The 20,737-nt window shown below is 72.6% G+C and carries 19 protein-coding genes, 1 tRNA gene and 1 riboswitch; of the genes, 6 read left to right on the top strand and 14 right to left on the bottom strand.

Annotated features, from left to right (window positions below):
- The first annotated feature begins 22 nt into the window (after positions 1 to 22).
- Both CA12_RS19985 and CA12_RS19980 read left to right on the top strand, forming a co-directional pair.
- Positions 23 to 1,138, top strand: coding sequence for a methyltransferase (locus CA12_RS19985; protein WP_145360893.1), 1,116 nt, complete (start codon positions 23 to 25; stop codon positions 1,136 to 1,138).
- A 126-nt stretch (positions 1,139 to 1,264) separates the two neighbouring features.
- Positions 1,265 to 2,443 (top strand): efflux RND transporter periplasmic adaptor subunit, encoded by a 1,179-nt coding sequence (locus CA12_RS19980; RefSeq protein ID WP_145360892.1) that lies wholly within the window; start codon positions 1,265 to 1,267, stop codon positions 2,441 to 2,443.
- 152 nt (positions 2,444 to 2,595) lie between these two features.
- On the opposite strand, the gene CA12_RS19975 is transcribed toward CA12_RS19980, so the two are convergent.
- The 5 genes from CA12_RS19975 to CA12_RS19955 all read right to left on the bottom strand — a co-directional run bounded on the left by CA12_RS19975 (position 2,596) and on the right by CA12_RS19955 (position 6,291).
- Positions 2,596 to 2,681 (bottom strand) — tRNA-Leu (locus tag CA12_RS19975).
- 149 nt (positions 2,682 to 2,830) lie between these two features.
- A complete protein-coding gene (locus tag CA12_RS19970) occupies positions 2,831 to 3,949 on the bottom strand; it encodes an NHL domain-containing protein (protein WP_145360891.1) in 1,119 nt (372 codons plus the stop codon).
- A complete protein-coding gene (locus CA12_RS19965; protein ID WP_145360890.1) occupies positions 3,949 to 4,587 on the bottom strand; it encodes a DUF6580 family putative transport protein in 639 nt (212 codons plus the stop codon). Before CA12_RS19965 ends, CA12_RS19970 begins: the two co-directional genes overlap by 1 nt.
- Positions 4,580 to 5,227 (bottom strand): PEP-CTERM sorting domain-containing protein, encoded by a 648-nt coding sequence (locus CA12_RS19960; protein ID WP_165700886.1) that lies wholly within the window; start codon positions 5,225 to 5,227, stop codon positions 4,580 to 4,582. The genes CA12_RS19965 and CA12_RS19960 overlap by 8 nt, the downstream gene beginning before the upstream one ends.
- 155 nt (positions 5,228 to 5,382) lie before the next feature.
- A complete protein-coding gene (locus CA12_RS19955; RefSeq protein WP_145360888.1) occupies positions 5,383 to 6,291 on the bottom strand; it encodes a DUF1559 domain-containing protein in 909 nt (302 codons plus the stop codon).
- A gap of 207 nt (positions 6,292 to 6,498) precedes the next feature.
- Positions 6,499 to 6,769, bottom strand: a riboswitch (cobalamin riboswitch).
- A 225-nt stretch (positions 6,770 to 6,994) separates the two neighbouring features.
- On the opposite strand from CA12_RS19955, the gene CA12_RS19950 reads away from it, so the two are divergent.
- Together CA12_RS19950 and CA12_RS19945 are read left to right on the top strand one after the other, a co-directional pair.
- Positions 6,995 to 8,089, top strand: coding sequence for a DUF1559 domain-containing protein (locus CA12_RS19950; protein ID WP_165700885.1), 1,095 nt, complete (start codon positions 6,995 to 6,997; stop codon positions 8,087 to 8,089).
- Positions 8,079 to 8,414, top strand: coding sequence for a hypothetical protein (locus CA12_RS19945; RefSeq protein ID WP_145360887.1), 336 nt, complete (start codon positions 8,079 to 8,081; stop codon positions 8,412 to 8,414). The genes CA12_RS19950 and CA12_RS19945 overlap by 11 nt, the downstream gene beginning before the upstream one ends.
- A gap of 6 nt (positions 8,415 to 8,420) precedes the next feature.
- On the opposite strand, the gene CA12_RS19940 is transcribed toward CA12_RS19945, so the two are convergent.
- The 7 genes from CA12_RS19940 to CA12_RS19910 all read right to left on the bottom strand — a co-directional run bounded on the left by CA12_RS19940 (position 8,421) and on the right by CA12_RS19910 (position 16,795).
- Entirely contained in the window at positions 8,421 to 9,425 is a 1,005-nt protein-coding gene (locus CA12_RS19940) for an L-threonylcarbamoyladenylate synthase (protein ID WP_145360886.1), read from the bottom strand.
- A 52-nt stretch (positions 9,426 to 9,477) separates the two neighbouring features.
- Entirely contained in the window at positions 9,478 to 11,214 is a 1,737-nt protein-coding gene (locus CA12_RS19935; protein ID WP_145360885.1) for a hypothetical protein, read from the bottom strand.
- Between the two features lie 206 nt (positions 11,215 to 11,420).
- Entirely contained in the window at positions 11,421 to 12,995 is a 1,575-nt protein-coding gene (locus CA12_RS19930; protein WP_145360884.1) for a hypothetical protein, read from the bottom strand.
- Positions 12,992 to 13,753, bottom strand: a complete 762-nt coding sequence (locus CA12_RS19925; protein ID WP_165700884.1) for a sigma-70 family RNA polymerase sigma factor — start codon at positions 13,751 to 13,753, stop codon at positions 12,992 to 12,994. The genes CA12_RS19930 and CA12_RS19925 overlap by 4 nt, the downstream gene beginning before the upstream one ends.
- Before the next feature lie 22 nt (positions 13,754 to 13,775).
- Positions 13,776 to 14,918, bottom strand: coding sequence for a prolipoprotein diacylglyceryl transferase (locus CA12_RS19920; RefSeq protein ID WP_145360882.1), 1,143 nt, complete (start codon positions 14,916 to 14,918; stop codon positions 13,776 to 13,778).
- A gap of 48 nt (positions 14,919 to 14,966) precedes the next feature.
- The gene (gene panC, locus CA12_RS19915; RefSeq protein ID WP_242688046.1) at positions 14,967 to 15,908 is read right to left on the bottom strand and encodes a pantoate--beta-alanine ligase; all 942 of its coding nucleotides are present in this window, start codon (positions 15,906 to 15,908) and stop codon (positions 14,967 to 14,969) included.
- A complete protein-coding gene (locus tag CA12_RS19910) occupies positions 15,905 to 16,795 on the bottom strand; it encodes a DUF1571 domain-containing protein (RefSeq protein WP_145360881.1) in 891 nt (296 codons plus the stop codon). The genes panC and CA12_RS19910 overlap by 4 nt, the downstream gene beginning before the upstream one ends.
- Positions 16,796 to 17,236: 441 nt before the next feature.
- Between CA12_RS19910 and CA12_RS19905 the strand changes: the two genes are divergently transcribed.
- Together CA12_RS19905 and scpB are read left to right on the top strand one after the other, a co-directional pair.
- A complete protein-coding gene (locus tag CA12_RS19905) occupies positions 17,237 to 17,944 on the top strand; it encodes a hypothetical protein (protein ID WP_145360880.1) in 708 nt (235 codons plus the stop codon).
- Between the two features lie 113 nt (positions 17,945 to 18,057).
- Positions 18,058 to 18,585 carry an SMC-Scp complex subunit ScpB gene (gene scpB, locus CA12_RS19900; protein WP_145360879.1) on the top strand — a complete coding sequence of 176 codons (528 nt, stop codon included), beginning with the start codon at positions 18,058 to 18,060 and terminating at the stop codon, positions 18,583 to 18,585.
- 13 nt (positions 18,586 to 18,598) lie between these two features.
- Here scpB and CA12_RS19895 read toward each other — a convergent pair whose 3' ends face one another.
- Together CA12_RS19895 and mtaB are read right to left on the bottom strand one after the other, a co-directional pair.
- Positions 18,599 to 19,285, bottom strand: coding sequence for a nucleoside/nucleotide kinase family protein (locus CA12_RS19895; RefSeq protein WP_145360878.1), 687 nt, complete (start codon positions 19,283 to 19,285; stop codon positions 18,599 to 18,601).
- The gene (gene mtaB, locus CA12_RS19890; protein ID WP_242688044.1) at positions 19,282 to 20,634 is read right to left on the bottom strand and encodes a tRNA (N(6)-L-threonylcarbamoyladenosine(37)-C(2))-methylthiotransferase MtaB; all 1,353 of its coding nucleotides are present in this window, start codon (positions 20,632 to 20,634) and stop codon (positions 19,282 to 19,284) included. The genes CA12_RS19895 and mtaB overlap by 4 nt, the downstream gene beginning before the upstream one ends.
- Positions 20,635 to 20,737: the final 103 nt, after the last annotated feature.

Below are 20,737 nucleotides of genomic sequence, written 5' to 3'. Positions count from 1 at the left end.
CTGCAAACTCGCGAAAGAGACTGTGCGGGCGCCCGACTCCGAACAACTGCTCATTGAGAACCTGCCCGACGAACCCGTCGGCACGGCCCTCTGTACGACCCGCGCCCGCGGCCAGCTCGCCGGGCTGATCGCGGCCCGCTGGCCCGACAGCCGCGTCGTCTGTCACACGCTCGACGCGTACCACGCGCAGGAAACCGTCGCGGTCCAAGGTTCCTACGGCGGCCGGCTGGAGACCGTCTGTATCCCCGACTTCCCGCTGTCTCCCGCGGACTCACGGAATGGAGAGTCAACGGGAGTCGTTGACTCCGCCGGCGAAGGCTTCGACCTCGCCGCCCTGCCCACCACGGCCGGCGGGGAGAGCGAACTGACGCGGGAACTGCTCCGCGAGGCCCACAACCGGCTGCGGATCGGCGGGCGTCTGCTGATCTCGGTGGACAACGTCTCGGACAGCTGGACCCACGACCGCATGCGGGAGTTGTTCCCGAAGGTCACGGTCGTCACGGACGAAAACCCCACCGGCGGCAAGCCGCGGGGCGTGGTCTACGGCGGCACGAAGGACGCCCCGCTGCGCAAGCAGAAGGAATACGACTGCGAGTTCGCCTTCCGCGATCGCGGTACGCTGCTGAAAGCCGTCAGTCGGCCGGGCGTGTTCAGTCACCGGCGGATCGACCCGGGCGGGCGCTCGCTGATCGAGGCGATGGCCCCGGCAGACGGCGACCGCGTGCTGGACCTGGGCTGCGGCTCCGGGGTGGTCTCTCTGGCCGCCGCGGCCCGCGGGGAGGGCATCACGGTGCACGGCGTCGACAGCAACCCTCGGGCGGTGGAGTGCACCCTGCGCGGGGCGGCGCTGAACGACCTGTCGGACCGCGTGACCGCCTCCCTCACCGCGGACGCCCTCCCGCCGGCGGAGCTGCGGGGGACCTTCGACCTCGCCGTCGGCAATCCGCCCTACTTTAGTCACCAGCGCATCGCCGGCCTGTTCCTCGCCGCCGCCGACGCGGCGCTGAAGCCCGGCGGCGTCGTGTTGATGGTCACAAAGCAGCCCAGTTGGTTTCTGGAATCGATGGGGGAACGCTTCGCGGACGTCTCCTCCGAGGAGGTTCGTCGCTACCACGTCGTCCGCGGCCGGAAGCGGTAGGGGGCGGCCGGAGGCGGTGGGAGCAGGATTCCGACCCGGCGACCGCTCCGATTGCACCGCTCGATCGGCGGACTTAGCGTGGCGCGGCTCGCTCCGCCTGCTGACCGATTGTCGAAAGCTCCCGCCATGGTCCCGACTTCACACCCCGTCCGCCGGTTGATCCTCTGCGGCGGGCTCGCCGCCGGACTGTGCGTCCTGCCGAGCTCGGCTGCGGGGCAGGGGGGGCGGTCGCCGGCCGGGGGGGCGAACGCCGCCGGCCGCGAGCCGGCCGCGGGCGGGGAAGTCGTGATCCGCCGCCGGGCGGTCGCCCCGCGCGATCCGCGGCCGTACCAGTTCGGCCTGCACCTGGAGCCGGCGAAGAAGGTGACGCTGGTCGCCCCCGGCCTCGGGACGGTCGCCGCGGTCATCGCCGAGCCCGGCAAAGCGGCCAACGCCGGGGCGGAACTGGTAACGCTCGACTCGGAAGAGCAGGCGTTGGAAGTGGAGCAGGCCAAAGCCCTGCTGGAAGTCGCCCAGGCCGGCGCCGGCCCCGCGAAAGAGGCGGCCGTGCGGGCCGCCCAGGCGGCGCTCGATCTGGCGAAGTTGCGGGCCTCCCGTCGCAGCGCGCGGGCGCCGTTCGCCGGCACGGTTTATGAGGTGCACGTGGTCGCGGGTCAGCCGGTGCGGCCGGGCGATCCGCTGGTGACCCTCGCGGAGACGTCGGAGTTGGTCGCCGTCGTGCCGATTGATCGGTCCCCGGCCGAGCCCGCCCCGGACGCCGCCCCCGGCTCGCCCCCGCCGGCCCCGCCAGAAGTCGGCAGCACGACGAAAATCTCCGTGGAGGGAACCGACGTGGAGGCGACCATTACGGCCCTGCTGCCGCTGGGAGAACGGTTCGAACCGGTGCGGGACCTCGTCGCCTCCCCGGCGCTGGCCCGCGTGACGCTGCCCGGGGATCGCTTCCGCGACGGTCAGACGGTCTACGTGCCCATCCTGCCCCGCGATCCCGTGGCGGAGGTGCCCACCGAGGCGCTGATCCCCGCCGCGGACGGCGGACGGCTGGTGCAGGTCGTGCGGGAGAACGTGGTGCGAGACCTGCCGGTGCGGCTGCTGGGCCGCGTCGGGGAGGACCGGGCCTTCCTCAGCGGCCCGTTCGCGGAGGGCGACGAGGTGATCCTCTCGACCTCCCGCGACCTGCCGGACGGCACGGTGCTCGCCGCGGCCGCCAACCCGCTGCTGGACACCGCCCCCGGCGGCTCCGTCCCGAACCGTTCGGGGACGACCCGCCCCGCCGCCCCGGCCACCGGCGGCGGCATCGGCTTCTAGCAAGTTCCCCGGCGCCGCCCGGCACGCCACGCGCGGCGCCCTGTGCTACGGAGAGTCTCGAGGGGATCGGCGCCGACTGCCGCAAACCTTTGGCAATCAGTCCCTGCTGTCGCCGACGGCCGCCCGGCGCCTCCGGGTGCGGCCTGCGATAGTGCCCAGGAGAGGACTCGAACCTCCACGGGATTTAACTCCCACTAGGCCCTCAACCTAGCGCGTCTGCCAATTCCGCCACCTGGGCTGGTGAACGTCCTGTTGCGGTCGAAACCGCGGACGCGACCCGAGGCGGGCCGCGTGAGGGAGCGGGACGATACGAACCCGACACCGCCGCGGCAATGATGTTCGCCCTCCGGACGCTCGATTTTCGCCGGAGCCTCTCCCGGCGCCGACCTATTCGGCCGGCGGCGGGAGGCGGAGGACCCGGTGGTTCTCGCTGTCGCCCACGAGGATCGAACCGTCCGCCATCGCCCCGACGCCGTGCGGGCGGGCCAGCGTGAAGCCGCCCTGCACCTTGCCTGCCGCGTCGCGGCCGAGGATCGTGCGAATCGTGCCGTCCGCGGCGTCGATCACCCGGATCGCGTGGTTCTCCGTGTCGGCCAGCACGACGTCGCCGTTGGGCAAAACGGTCACCCCTTTCGGACCGGCCAGCGTCGCCCGGAGCGCCGGGTTGCCGTCGCCGGTGTGGCCGGAGCGTCCGGAGCCCGCGATGCGGCGGAGCAGGCGGGCGGACGAATCCTCCTCCGGGGCCGGGATCCGGAACAGGGCGTTGCCTTCCCGCAGGGCGAGCAGCCAGTCGCCCGGGCCGCCGTCCGCGGCGGGGGCGATGAACATCGCCCGCGGGCCCGCGAGGGCGGTCGTCGGGGCGAAGGGGGCGTCCGGCGGCGTCTTCCCCTTCGTGCCGTCGCCGGCGAGGGTGCGGATCACGCCGCTCTTCGAGTCGATCGACCGGACGCGGTGATTGCCGATGTCGCAGATCAGAATCGTGCCGTCCGTCGCCACCACGACGGAGTGCGGACGGTTCAGCTTCGCCTTGGTCGCCGAGCCGCCGTCGCCGGAGAAGCCCGCCTCGCCGCTGCCGGCGACGGTTTCGATCAGTCCCGTGGACGGATCGACGCGGCGGACGACGTGGGCCAGCATGTCGACGATCAGCCAGCGGCCCTGGGCGTCGAAGGTGATTTCATAGGGCTCCATGAGCCGGGCCTGCGTCGCGGGGCCGCCGTCGCCGTCGTTGCCGGCCTCGCCGGCGCCGACGACGGTGGTGATGATCCCGGTGACGGGATCCACGCGACGGACGCGGTGGCCGTCGACTTCGCAGATCAGGATGCCGCCGTCCGGGGCGACGGCGACGCCAAAGGGGTTGCTGACGGCCGCCTCGGTCGCGAGGCCGCCGTCGCCGTGGGAGGCCGCCTCGCCCGTGCCGGCGACCACGACCGCCTGCCGCGCCGGCGGGGCGTCCTCCGCGGCGCCGGCCGCGGGAAACAGGAGGGCGGCGCAGAGGGCGAAATTCATCAGGCGGCGGAACGGGGGGCGGAGGCCGCGACGGAGCGCGGGGCGGGAGAGGAGAGCCGCAGGGTCGCGGGGGCGAACAGGGCCGGCAGGAACACGACGAGGCTCAGTAGCGTGCCGCGGAAGAAGGGCAGGGCGAGCCAGTAGCACTTCCACAGGCCGCTCCAGGAGCGTGCGTACTCGCCGCCCAGCCATGCGCCGAAGTTCGTGACGAGGAAGAAGGTCACGCCCGCCCCCAATCCCATGATGCCGACACTCCACCAGCGACGGTTCTGCGACAGGGGCAACCCGCAACAGGCCGCCAGCGCCAGCCCGGCGAAGACCCAGAGGATCACCTCCGGGAAGGCGATCGCCCGGTTTCCGGTGTACAGCCAGAGGGCGCCGCAGGCCGTCGCCCAGACGGCCACGGGCAGCGTCACGGCCCAGGTTCGGCTCCGCAGGGTGGCGGCGGCGTACAGCCCCAGCGGCAGGATCGGCGAGAAGCCCCAGGGGTAGCTCGACAGGTCAATACCCTGACCCGCCAGCACGAACGGCAGCAGGGCCAGGCCGAAGGTCAGGACAATCAGCGCCCCGAAGATCAGGAGGCGCGTCGGAGCGGTGAGGGGAGCGTCGGTGCGGAGCATGGGGATCAGCTTAAACATCGGTGGCCGCCCGTCCCAGACCGCGACGACGGGTCGCGAGTCCGCCGCCCCCGGCCGCCAGCAGCACGAGGAGCCACGTGCCGGGTTCGGGCACGGCGGCGGGAACGTCCGGGGCGGTTGCGGAGAAGCCGACGGCGGCGGACCAGCCGTCCCAGTCGCCGTCGACCATAACGCGCGTGTTCGCCCCGAAGTTGCTGGTCCAGCCGTCCGCCCCGGGGGCGCCGAACGGATTTTGAGCGTTCCAATAGGACCAGTACCCGTTGGTAAACCACCCCTCGAAGTAGCTGTCCTCCGCGGCGATCGCATTCGCGGCAATGCCGTCCGCGTCCGGGGGCGAGGTTTCGAGCAGCCCGTTCGCTGGGAACGTCGTGCCGTCGTCGAGCGCAAAGTTCTGCGGGTCGCGGTCGTATCCGATGCCGTACACCGGGCGGCCGAAGCTGCCCGGGGCGTCCCACTTCGCGAACAACGAGTCGTCCGTGGTGACGATGTCACGGAACATCTCCTCGCCGGTGACGGTTCCCGACCAGCGGTAGCCCCAAACCTCCGCCTCGGCGCCGTCGTTCCAATCGAGGACGAACCCCGCGCTGTTCTCGCCCGAACCGATCCAGCGATCGATCTGCACCCCGTCGAGCGACGTCACCAGGTCCGCGACTGCGGGATGGGGAACCAGGAGGGTCACGGACGCCGCGACCAAGGGCCAGAGGCCTGCGAGCGCGGGGGAAAGTCGGTTCTTCAGAGGGCTCGACATGCGTTTTCGAGAGGGGGAGGGAGGGGGGGGGGGCGGTGGAGGGCCGCTCACGGTCCGGCGACGACTTCGCCGCCGGCCCGGGTGAGGAAGGCGTTCAGGACCTGCTGGTCCGTCGATTCGCTGAGAAACACTGCGCCGCCGTCGCCGCGAGCGAGGTTCACGCCGTCCGGGTGGTCGGAGAACAGCTCGTTGTTCCGCGTGAAGTTCACCGGCTGATCGAAGCGGTGGTCGAACAGGTTGTGGCCGTTCGCCCACTGCCCGTCGAAGGCGAGGCCGCGGCCGGTGCACTCGCCGATCACCGCGGTGTTCGACAGCCCGTCCCGCACGCCGGCGACGGTGACGACGCGGTCGTACAGCATTACCCCCTCGTGCTCCGGCAGGATGCGGGGGGTGTTGAAACTCACGCCGTACAGCCCGCCGTAGTCCGTCCAGGCGAGGCCGTCGCCGGGGTCGTGCTGCCCGTCGCCGTCCCGGTCGCCGGTGGTGGGGCCGGGGCGGTCGGTCTGATCGGAGGAGGGGCAGAGGAACGTGGGCAGCCGCGTGCCCGCCGCGACGACGTTGGCGGCGTCGTCATGCGACAGCCTGGTGTCGAACCCGTCGGCGACCGGACCGGCGTCCAGGAACGGCAACAGCGGTACGGTCCAGGCGATCCGTTTCAGCCGGAAGCCGGGCGGCGGCGGGAAGGTCTTGATCGAGCACCCGTCGCAGCCGATCGGGAAGCTGCGGTGCAGCGACTCGTAGTTGTGCAGACCCAGCGCGATCTGCTTGAGGTTGTTGAAGCAGGCCGTCCGGCGGGCCGCCTCCCGGGCCTGCTGCACTGCAGGCAACAGCAACGCGACCAGCAGGGCGATCACGGCGATCACCACCAGCAGTTCGATCAGCGTGAACCCGCCTCGCCCCCCCCGCGACGCGGGGGGCGTTAACGAATCGGGCGGCGGACGAAACGGGAGCGACATCGACGGCTGCGAGAGCCGCGCGATCGGTCTTCAGGGGCTCCGCGGGGGCGACGTCGGACCGGCGACGAGTCGCCCCGGCATGGGACGAACGCGCACGGCCCGCGCAGCGGCGGGCGGAGCAGCGGCGGGATGACGGATTCGGCCCCGGTCGGGGGGCGCGGCGCACCTGCGGTGAAGACGTTCGCGCGGCCCCCGTCCCCGAGGGGGTGGCGATTACCGACAACGGGCCGGTCTTCCGGCTCCCGGATCGTCCGCCGTCCCCGCCTTCCCAATCCCATCGCCCTGCAACGCACGGGACAAAAGCGATCAGTGGCAAATCGGAACGGCGTCCCCGGTCACGGCGGCGGGTCCGCGGCGGAGTCGCCCGGTTCCGCCGCAGCGGAACCGCAAGCCGGACGCGTCGTCCGGAAGCTACACCGACCTTCCCGTTTCATCCCCCGGCGACGCGCCGGCGGACACCCGTGTCGACCCGCACCTTAGCCGGATTCGTCGGCAGGGGAAGGCTGCAGACTCGGCCGGCCCCGCCTGGGGCGGACGTCGCCGCGCTGCGGACAGGCGGCGCCTCCGCCCGGGGCCGCCCGCCGGAACGCACATGCTTGCATGTGTCGTAGCGAAGGCTACGATCGGCGGGGTGCCTTGTAGCCCTTGCTACGCCTGTCGGCTCGGCTCGTTCTTCGTTCCTGATTGAAAGGCTGATCCGTCCATGTTCCGACGCACCGCTCCCGTTCCCACCCGACGCTGGCAGGCGCGGCCGGACCCGATGCGGCCCTCGCGGACGGGCTTCACGCTGATCGAACTGCTGGTGGTGATCGCCGTGATCGCGGTTCTGGTCAGCCTGCTACTGCCCGCGGTCCAGCAGGCTCGGGAAGCGGCCCGGCGTTCGCAGTGTCAGAACAACCTCAAGCAGATCGGCTTGGCTCTGCACAACTATCACGACCGCCGGAACGTCCTGCCGCCGGGGTACGTTTCAAGCAGGCCGGAGGCGTTCCCGTCCGGCGACCACGAATCGCTCGATCCCCTCACCTGGGACGCGGCGCCCGGCTGGGGCTGGGCGGCCCTGATCCTGCCGGAGCTGGATCAGGCGAACGCGGCGGACGTCACGACCCGCGGCGGCCCGCTCTGGCAGGAGGACTACGCGGAGGTCGTATCGTTGCAGGTTCCCAGCTTCCTCTGTCCGTCATCCTCCGGGCCGGCGGGGCCGTTCCAATGTGTGGATGAAGCGGGCAAGCCGCTGCGGAAGAACGGCCGGGAGATCACGCTGGGCCGCAGTCACTACGTCGCCAGTCACGGCCAGGAGGAGTGCTGGGGCGACTGCTCCGGCCCCGGAGGGACGTTCGAGGGGAGTCCGGTGGGCGGGAACGTCGCCCGCGTCGCCGACGGGCCGTTCTTTCGCAACTCCGACACCCGATTCGCCACCGTCCGGGACGGGCTGACGAACACCGTCTTCTGCGGGGAGCACGCCTCTTCGCTCAGCGACAAAACCTGGGTCGGCGTCGTGCCCGGCGCCTTCGTGCACCCCAGCGTCCACACCCCGGACAACGCGGCGGAGACCGCCGCCGTCCTCACGCTGGTCCACAGCGGGCCGGCCGCCGGGGAGCGGGACGTGTTGGGCAACCCGATTATTCACCCGCCCAACTTCCCGGCGCTGCACGTCGGCCAGATGGTCGCGGACCACCCCGGCGGGGGGAACCTGCTGCTGGGCGACGGGTCGGTCCGCTTCTGGTCCGAGACGGCCCGCAAGGAGGTCTTCGCGGCCCTCTCCAGCATCGCCGAGGGAGAGGTGTTCGATGAACGCTGAACCGTCACGTCCTCGGCCGCTGCGGCAACTCGTTGTTGGGCTGGCCTGCTGTGGGGCGACGCTGCTCGCGGCTGGGTGTGGACCGCCGACGCTGGGGCCGCAGGCGTACGAACGGGCCAAATTGATCGAGAACCTGACCGAGTACCGTCGCCCGGAGCAGGCGGCGACGGCCCGCGGGCTGATCGAGGCGGATCTTGCGGCGGGCGCGCTCACGGCGGAGGAGCGGGACGCATTGCTCGGCCCGCTGGATCTGGCCGAGGACGGGCAGTGGGAGGCCGCGGCGGCGGCGGCCCGGGAGCTGCTCGTCGCCCAGCAGCGTTGGTGAGGCCCGCTAACCCGCCGCGGCTCGACGCAGGCGATCGTTCAGCGCGGCGCCGAGGCCGTGCGGGGGGAACCGGACCGCCGCGAGTCGGGGCAGGCCGAGCGCATCCAGCCGCCTGAGCGCCGCGTAGAAACCGGCCGCGGCCTCGGTGAGATCGCCGGTCGCGGAGAGCGTTTCGCAGGCGGCGAACCGCTCCGGCCGCGGAGGCGGGAGGAACGCCAGCAGGCCGCACGCGCCGGCGGCCTCAACCTCCTCCGCATCGTCGACCAATGTGAGCGGCGTCCGCGGGGCGTAGTGCCGCGACAGCGACCCGGGCGAGGTCTGGGCCGCCCCCGGATCGGCGTTGCCGGTGCGCACCTCGATCGTGCGGCCCAGTGCCGCGCCCAGCGCCTCCGCGGTCACGGCGCCGGGGCGCAGGACGACGGGGCGGCGTGCTCCGCCGGCGTCCGTTTCGAACCCGACCACCGTCGATTCGATCCCCACTTCACAGGGGCCGGCGTCGAGGATCAGGTCGACCGCCTCGCCCAATCCCTCCGCGACATGGGCGGCGGTTGTGGGGCTGATGCCGCCGAACCGATTGGCGCTCGGGGCCGCGACCGGCACGCCGGCCGCGCGCAGCAGCGCCCGGGCCGGTTCGCTCGCCGGCACCCGCACCGCGACGGAGCCCAGCCCCGCGGTCACCAGATCCGGCACGGCGGCGGCCTTCGGCAGCACGAGCGTCAGCGGACCGGGCCAGAACCGCTCCGCCAGCGCTCGCGCGTCGTCCGGCAGATCCGCGACGACGGTCGCCAGTCCCGGGGCGTCGTCGCCGCCCGGCAGGTGCACGATGAGCGGGTCGAACCGTGGCCGGTCCTTGGCAGCGAAGACCTTCGCCACGGCGGTCGGATCGAGGGCGTTCGCCCCCAGCCCGTAGACGGTTTCCGTGCCGAACGCGACCAGACCCCCCTCACGCAGAACCGCCGCCGCCTCGCCGATTGCGGCGGGGTCGGCGGCGGAGAGCAGGCGGGCGGTCATGCCCGCACTGTAGACAAATCGACGCCCGGCTCGCCTCAGCCGCCGTCGAGCCTCAGCCGTCGAGATAGTCGCGGGGGTTGGCGACGAACCGCCGCATCGATTCGCGGGAAGCGAACAGGTACAGCCGGCCCTTGTACCAGGCGGCGTGGGCCAGACTGCCGACCGTCTCGCCCCAGCCGGTGGAGGCGATGACCAGGTCCCGCCCGCCGGCCGCGGGGGCATAGCGGGCTGGGTCGGCGACGAACTTGTCGCGGGCCGCGGCGGAGGCGAAGCGGTAATCGACGCCCTCGAACTCGGCGGTGTAGTGGTCGTCGCCCTCGGCGAGGTCCCGGTCGTCCCGCAGCGTCACCGGGCAGAAGCCCATCAGCAGCGAGCGGTCCGCCCGGGCGGCGAGTTTCTCCAGCAGCTTCGTCGGGTCCGGCCGGCCCGGCCCCGTCGGCTGGGCGGCCGTCGGCTGGGCGGCCGTCGGCTGGGCGGCCGGCGGCTGGGCGGCCGGCGGCTGGGGCGAGGACGCGGTGACCTGCGGCGCTTGCGGGGGAGCGGTCGCCGCAGTGCGGGTCGGTTCGGGCTCGGTTGTTTGAGCGACGGCCGGCTCCTCGACCGTCGCGGGGGCCGGTTTCGACTGCTGCACCGGGGCCGGGGCCGCCGGTTGCCGGGCGGAGACCGCCAGATCCCACCCGGCTTCCTCCTCGTCGTCGGCCGCGGACAGGGCGAAGCCTTCGTCCTCGGCGGGGGCGACAGCGAGCAGTTCCGGCGTCGCCTCGAGCTTCGGCGTCGCGGCGGGGGGCGATTCCGCTTCAACCGGGGCGGCGGCTGGCGTCAGGTACTGCGGAGGCGGTTCCGAGGCGGTCAGCGACAGGCCGCTGAACGGGGTGCCGCTCTCCTCCGCGGCGTCTTCCTCGACCTCGAACGGCGCGGTCTCGACGACGGGGGCGGGCTGCCGGACCGGGGCGGCGGCGATGCGGGCAACCGCGACGCGGTCCGGGGCGGGCACGCGGGCCGGAGCGGCCGGGGTTGGCGACGGCTCAAGCGTCGGGGTCGCCGGCTCCGGTTCCGGCGCCCGCACGGCGACCGTGCGGGGGTGGACGAAGCGGTGGTCCGCCTCAGCTTCGGATTGCTCCGGGAAGAAGTTCACGTCGTCCGCGACCAGCGTCGGCGGGGCAGGGGCCCGGATTGCGGTCGCGTCCGACGGGGGGGCCGCCGCGACGCCGGCGGTCCGCGGCGCCATGTACTGGCCCTGCTGCCGGGTTCCCACGGCGGGCGAAGCCATGGAGACCCGGCCGACGGCAGCTTCCGCGGACACGGCGATCGAACGCGACTGCGCTGGGGACTCCGGGGCCGGCGCCCGCTGGGCCGTCCGCTGCGGGGCGGCGGCGTCCAAATGGGGCGTGGCGTCCGTCGGCTGAACCGGGGCGACGCGAGCGACTGACGGGGCGGCGGTCCGCGAGGCGGAATGGGCGGCGGCCCGGGCCTGGGCGGCGCGGAAATCGTATTTGAGGTGCGGCGCCGGCGGCGGCGGCGGCGGGCCGCCCGGCGCCCGCCCGGCGGACGCGTTCTTGGACGGCAGGTGGAACATCTTCGCGATGATGCCCCGCTCGTTTTTCTGACTGGAGGGCAGCACCGAACCGAGAATCCCCCCCGACGGCCCCGACTGGGCCCACGCAGAGACCGGCGCCAGACAACCGGCGCACAACGCCGCCCCGGCAACCCGGAGGGCCAGGCGGCGACGGACGAACGCCGTCGGGCGGAGCGGGGCGGCGGTGGGGCGGGGCGCGGGGGTGCGGCGCATCGGTCCAGCTCAGTTCGCGGCGGCCGGGCGGGGCGAAGACGCTCGCCGCACCGGCGGGGGCGGCGAGGCACGGGGTGCGGGGTCTCCGCAGCGTGCCATCGCCCGGGCGGGAGGCGCCGGCCGGGCGGCCGTACGACTCTCGTTCCTCGTCACCTGTCGGCCCGCGACGGTGAGAAGCTGTAACGAATGTGCTGAACCCGCGGTCGTCAGCGCGGCGGCTCGGCGGCGGACTCCGCCGCCGGTTCCGGCGGCGGTTCGAACAGCAACAGGACCGGCACCCGCGCGTCGTTGCCACGCCTGCGAGCCAGCGTGCGTAGCTCCAGAGCGTCAAGTCCCCGGCGTTGCATCTCGCTCGGCGGGCGGGCGTCGTCCGACTCGCCGGGCTCCGAGGGGGCCGATTGCGGGCGCGAACCTTTCGCAGCCGGATCCTGAGAACGACTGAACGCCTCCGCGGTCGGCGGGGCGATGCGCAGCTGATACGGGGCGTTGCGAGACAGGGATTCTCCTTCGCGAAACGGAGCGTCCCCCGCCTGGCCCGGACCCCGAACGCCCCCGTGGAAAGCGTCCCCTTCGAAAGCCTCCCCGTCGGCGGGCTGAGCCCCGCCGCCAAGGCCCCCCATCGCGTTGCCCAGCGGTCGGGCCGCGGTCGGCGCCTCCATTTCGAGGTTCGAGGCGGCACTGGGGCTTCCGGTCGCGCTCAGAGTGGCTTCAAACTGCAGGGCGGCGTCCCGATTCGGCTCCGCCTGTTCCAGCAACTTGCCCGCCGCGCCCCGGGGCAGGGGGCCGGCGTCGGCGATCGTCGCCCCGGCGGTCGCGGCGTTCAGAGCCAGATCGGTGCGGAACTCGCGCAGCGTCGCCTCGAAACGATCCGGTTCCGCCATCACCAGCACCCCGACCGGCCCGCTCTGCGGGCGGTCCGCCAGCGACCCGCCGGCCGGCGCCCCCGCCGCCGCCCCGGCGGACCCCTCGGACTCCGCCGGGGCGGAGCGTGCGGTCGCGGTTTGATCGATCATGCCCTCCAACCCGCTTTCCAACTCGGCGAGCCGCGGCGGAATCGCGTTCCGCAATGCGGTTCTTTCGAATTGCAGCACCGCCAACTGATTCGACAGTTCCGAGGGCGTTTGCACCCGCAGGACGCGCACGGCGGAGAAATCGGCGCCGTCGGTTCCCACGTCTTCCGTCAACGCCCGCGGCGCCGGAGCGACGGCCAAGGCGTCCGCCGCGTCGGGGGCGATGCCGCCGCCCGCGTCCCAGTCGGCCTTGATGCTTTCGGCAAGCTCTTCGTCCGCAAGGTGCGCGGGCGCCGCTTCCATGAGCGGGGCGGACGCGGGGGCGGGGGCGAACGACAGTTCCCCTTCGCTCTCGCCCATCCAACGGGAGGCCGGCGCGTTCACGGCGGCGGAGTCCCGCACGGCCACATCCACGGCCCGGTCTTCCGTCGACCAGGACCACAGCACCGCCACGCCGCTGAGCGCCGCCGCGGTCATCGCCAGCCCCGCGAGAACGCCCGCCGCCCGCCGCCACCGGGGCGGCGGCGTCGGGGCCGCGGCGGGGGCGATCTGCGGGGACGGTCCCTCGGCGGCCTCGTCCAGACCGGGGGTGTCGGCGGACCTCTCCTCGGCGTCCACATCGTCCGCGGCGATTGCGGCGAGGACGGCGTCGCGGAAGCCGGCCGGGGCGGGGGTCCGCGGCAGGGCCGTCAGCAGGCTCGTCAGAGCCGCGTCGTCCAGAGGCTCAGGCTGCGGTCCATCCGGGGCGGCGGGGGGAAGGGGTTCGCTCATCGCGGCGCCTCCGCGGTCCGCGATTTACCGGCCGACTCCCGCAGCAGCGGGGCGAGCCGGCGCTTCAACTCCGCCCGGCCCCGGTGCAGACGGCTGCGGACGGTGCCGACTGGAACGTCGACGATCTCCGCGATCGCCTCATAGGAGAGTTCCTCGAACTCCTTGAGCACGACCACCACGCGGAACTCTTCGGCCAGTTCGGCGACGGCGGCCCGCACGGCCCGGTCGCGTTCGTCCCCGAGGGTCGCCGCGTCCGGGGCGGCGGCGCGCACGTCCTCCCGCGGTCCCGGCGGGAGGCCGGTGCGGGTGCCGCGGCGGGCGGCGGTGCGGCGGCGGGAGGCGGCGGCGTTCAACGCGATGCGGGTCAGCCAGGTCCGAAATGAACTGTCCCCCCGGAAGGTGTGTAACTTCCGCCAGGCCTTCAAAAACGCCTCCTGAGCCGCGTCCGACGCCTCGTGCGGGTCGCCCAGCAGCTTGGCGAGGGTGTCGTGAACGCGATCGGCGTGCCGATCCACCAGTCCCCCGAACGCCGCCCGCCGGTCGGCCGCCGTCGCCCGGCCGTCCACGGCGCGGGCGATGAGGGCGGCGTCGATCGGGCAGGGGGCGGTCGACAGGGGACCGGCGGGCGGGGCGGGGGAGTCGGCGGTCGGCGGGGGGTGGGGAATGGGGCGGGCCTTCCGGCCGGGTGCGATCGTTGGACGTCGCAGCGAGGGGTAAAGTTCCCGCGAACCCGCGGGAGCCGGCGAACGCCGGATCACGCCGATTCTGCCGGTCCCCGCGTCACCCCGCCACGCTCCCCGGACCGCGGCCCCCCGAGCCGGAGACGGCGGACGAAGCAGTCCCGTTTGGTTCTCTGGGACCCCAGGTCAGCCACGCCGCGAGCAGGACGCCGAGGGCAAACAGGATGATCGCCACCGTCTGGGCATGCGTCAGGCCGGTGTCGAGGAACCCGGTGTCGTCCCCCCGCAGCGCCTCCAGCGTCGCCCGGGCGGGCGGGTAGGTCAGCAGGGCGAGCGCCAGGACCGCCCCGTTCCGCGGTCGGCGGGGGAAGTAGGCGGCGGTGAGGGCCGACAGGACCAGCGCGTTGAACGAGCTATACAGCTGCGTCGGGTGCAGGCCGTAGGTGCGGGGGGCGTCGGGCGAGAGGAACCCGCGGCCGACGAGGGCCTCGTAGGTCACGCCGCCCTCGGGAAAATGGATCGCCCACGGCAGTTCGCAGCGATCGCCCCAACAGCAGCCGTACATCAGGCAGCCGATCCGCCCGAACGCCAGCCCGAGAAAGGCGCTGGGGATGGCGACGTCCGCGACCAGCAGTGCGCTCACCTTCCACCGCCGACAGACGAGCGTAAACGCCAGCGCCGCCCCGACGACCCCGCCCAGCAGCACGAGGCCGCCGTCGGTCAGGTTCACCGCCCGATAGGCCGCCTCAAGAAGGCTCAGCGAACGCCCCTCCGGCGCGGCGAAGACGCGGTCGTGAAAGCGGAGCAGGTAGTTCAGCCGGGCCCCGCCGATGCCCGCCGCGAAGGCCCAGAATGTTAAGTCGTAGACCAGCCCGTCCGGCAGCCCGGCCCGGCGGGCTCGCCGCAGGCCGGTCCAGCCGGCGGCCGCGAACCCGCAGAAGATCATCACCCCGTAGCCGAACACCGGCACCCCGGCGAAGTCTTTCGGCAGCACGGCTCCGATCCACAGCGGCAACGACAGCAGCGCCCCGAATCCCGCGAGCGCCACCCACCGCTGGGCGACGACCTCCGTCGGGTCGCCGTCTCCGCGGGTCTCGTCCGCCCGGCGGGCCAGCCGCAGGCTGACCGCGGCGTACAGCGCCCACAGCAGGCAGGGCAGCCAGACGCCCACGATCGGCACGCCGTCCTCCATCCGCGCGGCGAACCACTCGTCGGGATGGATGCGGAGCAGAATCGGCAGCATCGCGGCCCGTCCGTGGGATGACGTGAAGAACGAAGAGGGCAGGGGGCCTCAGACGCGTTGCGTCGCGGCCACGTTATCAATCAGCCGCGTGCCGCCCAGCTTGGCGGCGACGAGGATTCGCACAGAGAATGGCGGCCACTCCGGCGGCAGGCGGAGCGTCGTGGGACAGCGAACGGCGGCGTAATCGACCGCGAAGCCGGCGGCCGTCAGCCGGTCGGCCAGCGTGCGTTCCACGTCTGCGGGAACCGCGCCCGCTTCGATCGCGTCCCGGGCGGCGAACAGGGCGGCGGGCAGTTCCGCGGCGGTCTTCCGCTGTTCCGGCGAGAGGTACCGGTTCCGGCTGGACAGCGCGAGGCCGTCGGCGTCCCGCACCGTCGGCACGGATTCGATCAGGTACGGCAGGTTCAGGTCGTTCGCCATCGTGCGGACGACGGCCAACTGCTGCCAATCCTTCTCCCCAAAGAAGGCGAAGGCCGGGCGGACCATGTTCAGCAGCTTGAGCACCACGGTCGCCACGCCGTCGAAGTGATTGGGCCGGTGGGCACCTTCCAGCGTGTTCGTCAGCGGTCCGCCGACGCGCACGGTCGTGGCGATCCCGCCGGGGTGCAGGTGCTCGTCGGGGTACATGTCGCGGACGCTCGGGGCGAACACGACGTCGGCGCCGGCCTCCCGGCAAAGCTTCAGGTCCGCCTCCAGCGTGCGGGGATACCGCTCGAGATCTTCGCCGGGCCCGAACTGCGTGGGGTTCACGAAGATCGACACGACGACCGTTCCGCCCTTCACCCTTCGCATCGCTGCGGCCGCCCGCTCGATCAGGGTCGCGTGGCCCGCATGCAGGGCGCCCATCGTCGGCACGAACGCCACCGGCGGGAGACGGCCCTGCAGGACGTCCCCCACGCCGGGGGCGAACGTCAGTTCTTCCAGACCGCGGGCGAGGGTGAGCCCCGCCGGGCCGTCCAGTTCGTCGTCAGAGGAGGCCGTGGCGCTCACAGCTTGTAGCTCGCCGGGTGGAAGTCGCGGTCGGTGAGGCGGACGTCGCCTTTGATGTCTGTGTAGGTGTAATCCTCGGCGAGGACCGGTTCGCCGCCGCCGCGGCGGAACTCGTACTGCTGCAGGCGAACGGGCAGCTTCGTTTCCTTATCCATCCACAAGCGGGTGCGGGCGAAGCGGAACTCGTGCCGGGGGATCGGGTGACTGGACTCGATCACCACGACCGGACGTCCGTCCAGTTGGGCGTCGGCGTAGTATTTGACGTCGCACTCGCCGTAGCGGGACTCCGTCGTCCACTGCTGCACAATCTTGCGGGTGAGGTTCGCCAGACCGGCCCGGGTGATGGGGTGACGGCTGTTCGCCGAGACCAGGGCGCTGTCCGGCGCGAGGCTGACGGTCCCGGCGAGGCTGGAGATCCCCGCGGCCTCCCGGACCAGCATCTTGCCGTCGTTGGCCCCCTCGACGTAGAGCACCTGCCGGCCGGCGTTCTCCGGGTTGGTGAACTGCAGGTAGACGCTGAACGGCTCCGCCCGGAACTTCATGCGGGCCTCGTTCTCGACCGGCTTGCCGTCCACGATCTCGCGGCGCTTCAGCGTCGCGGTGTAGGAGGGCAGGGACTCCGCCGCCTTCAGGCTCACCTTGGCGTACTGGAGGGCCTTCTCCAGCGGGTGCGCCTTCGCCGCCGCGCCTTGCTGACCTGCGTCCTGGCCGCGGGCGACGTCCGGCAGGCTCCCGCCGATCAACACGGCCAGCCCGACCGGCGCCGCGAGCAGAATCGGCGCGGCCCACCGCACCAGCGGGGACGCCGCGGGCGGGGGGGCGGACGACCGGAGGGACCGGGACGATCCGACGGGGCGGGGCGGGCGAGAGACGACCGGGCGACTCATGGCGGTGGAATCGGGGCGTGGAGGGCCGAAGGATTGTCCGGGCCGCCCGCTCCCCCGGCAATTCGCCGGGGGGAATCGCGGGCGGCGACTGGGTCGCGGCGGATGTCAGTCTTACAACTGGGGGGAGGAATCTGACGCAGGGGCCTTGAACTTTCCGGCTCCGGAGCGATCCTCCTCGCCCGACGTCCGGGCGCCGTTCGCCGCGCCCCGACTCTCGACGCAACCCTCGTGCCATGGCTAGAGGAATCCCCCCGGATTCTCGCCTCCAGCGGTACGCCGGTTGCATCCTCCCCCGCCGGAGACCCGGCCGCCTCGCGGTCGCCTCTCCCCGGGTTCCTCGATCGACCGCCGCCGGCGGTTCGCCTCGTGTCCGACCCGCGTTCCCGCCGGTGGTTTCGCCGGCACTCCGTGCATCCCAATGTCCGTCAGGAGGCGGCCGCGATGCGTGACGCCCACGGTCCATTTTCGACGCTTCTGCTGACCGCCCCGCTGCTGGTGGTCCCCACCCTCGCCGCGATCGGTCTGCCGGGGATGGACGCGGCCTCCGGTCGCCCCGGGCTGACCTTGGGCGAAGCCGGAGACGAGGACGCAGCGGACCTGTTTGCGGAGGAAGGCTTTGACGACGCCTTCGCCGGCGGCGTCGACGGCCGCCTCGGCGAAGCCGCGGACGAACTCCCCCCCGCCGCCGAGGGCGTCCGCTGGGCGGGCGGCGAACCGACGCAGACCTTCGGCGACGATCCGCTGTTTCCCGGGGCCGTTTCCACCGCGAGCGGTTCCTCGGGCGACGTCGCGGCCGAGTCCCCGATCGCCAGCCTGGTGCCCGCCGACCCGACGCGGCCGACCGCCGCCCGCACCGCGGAGGCCGACGAGGTCTCGGCCGCCAGCGTGCGTTTGATCATCGCTCAACTGGAAGAGCTGGGGGCGGAGCGACTCGATCAGGAAGCCTCCGGCGATCAGTTCTACTTCGGCTGCACGCTGGCGAGTGCCGCCGGGCCGGGCGGGCCGAAGGTGGACCGGCGGTTCGAGGCCGAGGCCGACACGCTCGCCGAAGCGGCCGGCGACGTACTCGCCCAGGTGCGCCGCTTCCGCGTGGCGACCGCCGGCGGGGCGGAGACCGGCGATCTGGCCCTCGCCGAACCGGCCCGTTGAATCGCGGCCGCTCGGCGTTCTCCGCCCCTGACCGATTCGCTCCGGGGTGGCGGTCGACGGCTTCGGAGCGGGTACGCGTCGCACGGTTTGCGGCCCCGCGGCGGCGGGAGAACGTGGCGACGGCGAAACTCGCCCGGCTGGAAGCGGCTCTGATGGCGGCGGACCGGCCGTTGTCGACCCGGCGGCTGGCGGAGGCCGCCTCGCTGATCGATTCGAAAGAGGCAGCGACCTTGCTGGAGGCCCTCAACGCCCGCAACGACGCCGCCGGCACCGCGTTCCGCGTCGAACGCGTCGCCCGTGGCTGGCGGTTGCTTACCCGGCGGCATCTCGCCCCGTGGCTGGATCGGCTGCACGCCCGGCCGACGGTGCATTCGCTGTCGGCCCCGCTGTTGGAGACGCTCACCGTCGTCGCCTACCGCCAGCCCTGCACCCGGGCCGACGTCGACGCCGTCCGCGGCGTGCAGAGCGCCGACCTGCTCAAACAACTGCTGATCGACAAGAAACTGATTCGCACCGCCGGCGAGGAGCAGACCCTCGGCCGGCCGTTCCTGTACGAAACGACGCCCAAGTTTCTCGAGACGTTCGGCCTGAAAAGTTTGGCCGAGCTCCCGGACGTCGAAGGTTTGCCGCGGCCCGCATAGGTCGGGGGCGGCGTTAGCCGCGATCGGGGAACCCGCATTCCCCGGTCGCGGCTGACAATACGTCGGCGGCGATCGCCGCCATCGGACGCACCGCGCCCGCGGCGGAGCAGGGGACCCGCACCCAGCCGTCGCCCGTCGCCAGTTCCGCGTACACGGCGGCGACGCGGGACAGGTAGGCGGAGTCCGCCTCCTGCAGGTCGGCCGCTTTGTCCGTGTAGTCCCGCCGGGCCTTCGCGGCGATCAACTGGGTCGCCAGCGGAACGGGCAGGTCCAGCCAGACGGTCGCGTCGGGGCGGGGCAGGGCGTTCAGGGCGAACTCCACGTGCTCGATCCGGCGGATCAACTCCGTCCGCTCCGCCCCCTCCCGCTTTGCCCCCTGATGGGCGACGTTACTGGCGACGTAGCGGTCCAGCACGACGAACTCGTGTTCCGCGAGGGCCGCTGCGAGGACCGGCAGCGACTCCAACCGATCCCCGGCGAACAGCAGCGAGGCGAGGAACGGGTCCACCGCCTCCAGCGAGCCGAACCGACCGTTCAGAAAGTCGCCGATGCGGGCCCCGAAGAACGTTTCGCTGTAGCGGGGAAAGCTCAGCAGGGAGGCGCTACGGCCGGCGGCGATCAGGGCGTCGACCAGCAACCGGGACTGCGTGCCCTTGCCGGACCCGTCGACGCCCTCAACAGCGATCAGGCGGGCGGTCATCGGTCGACCCGTCGGGCGGTCAGGCCGGATTCGCTCTCGGCCTCGACCATCCCATGCACCAACCGGCTCTCGTCCGCGGCGAAGTCGCCGGGCAGGTCGACGGGGCAGAAGAAACGGTCCGTGCCGCGGACCCAGCCGGGACGGTCGGGGACGGGGCGTTCGACCAAAACCTCCGTCGGCCGGCCCACGCGGGAGCGGTAGACCTCACGGGCCAGGCCGCGCTCGAACTCGCCGAGGCGGGCGACCCGTTCCTTCTTCACGTCCCCCGGCACCTGGTCCGGCATCGTCGCGGCGGGGGTGCCGCGGCGGGCGGAGAAGGGGAAGACGTGCACCTTTACGTAGCCGGCCCGCTCGCAGGCGGCGAGGGTTTCTTCAAACTCCGCCTCCGTCTCGCCGGGGAAGCCGACGATCACGTCCGTGGTGAAGGCGACCTCGCCCAGCACATCCCGCATACGGTCCAGTTTTTCGAGGAACCGGCCGATGCGGTAGCGGCGCCGCATCCGCTTGAGGACCGTGTCGCTGCCGGATTGCATCGAGGGATGGAACTGCGGGCAGAGGCGTTCGCAGTCCGCGGCGGCTTTGAGGAAATCGTCGTGGATCTCCGCGGCCTCCACGCTGGAGAGCCGCATCCGCCAGTCGCCCGGGATCCGATCCAGCTCCCGGAACAGGTGCCAGAGGCGATAGGGAGCCTTCCCGCTGCGGCCGCGGGTCGATTCGACCCCGTAGTGGCCGATGTGAATGCCGGACAGCACGACCTCGCGGTAGCCGTTCGCCACCAGTCGCTTCACTTCCTCCACGATCGACGCCGCCGGGCGGGTCCGCAGCCCAGGCCGCACCTGCGGGATGATGCAGTAGGTGCACTTCAGGATGCAGCCGTCCTGCACCTTGACGAACGCCCGGTGCCGGCCGTCGAAGGCGCTGATCCCGTCCGGCCGGTTCAGCAGGCCGAGGCGGTCGAAGACGTCCGGTAGCTCGCGCTTGTCGGGGACGACCTCCGCGACGTTCGGCAATTTGGCGACGGCCTGCGGATCGCGGGTGGCGTAGCAGCCCATCACCACAGTGCGGGTGTTGGGGTTGTCCTTGGCCAGTCGCCGCACCAGCTGACGGCCCTTCTTATCGCCCGCCGCGGTCACGGTACAGGTGTTGACGACGCACAGGTCGGCGCCCTCGCCGTCGCCGGCTTCCCGGTAGCCATTGGCCAGCAGAGTCTCGCGGACCAGTTGCGTTTCGTACTGATTCACCTTGCAGCCGAGCGTCACCAACCGGCAGGTCGGGGCGGCGCCGTCCGTCGCGGCGGCGCTCGCTGCGGGGGCAGGGGACGGGGCGGCGGTGAGGACGGGAAGCTGCACGGGGGCCGAATCGGGGCGCGGGGTTTGCCAGAGATGGCGCCGCGGCTTGGGGGGGCGGGTCGGGAAGGGGATGATGCGGGGGTTGATAGTACCGCCCCCGGAT

Origin of the sequence: Alienimonas californiensis, from assembly GCF_007743815.1 — a bacterium.
GTDB lineage: Bacteria > Planctomycetota > Planctomycetia > Planctomycetales > Planctomycetaceae > Alienimonas > Alienimonas californiensis.
The sequence above is the reverse complement of the archived record's forward strand: the minus strand, read 5'-3'. Positions and strand labels throughout refer to the sequence as shown.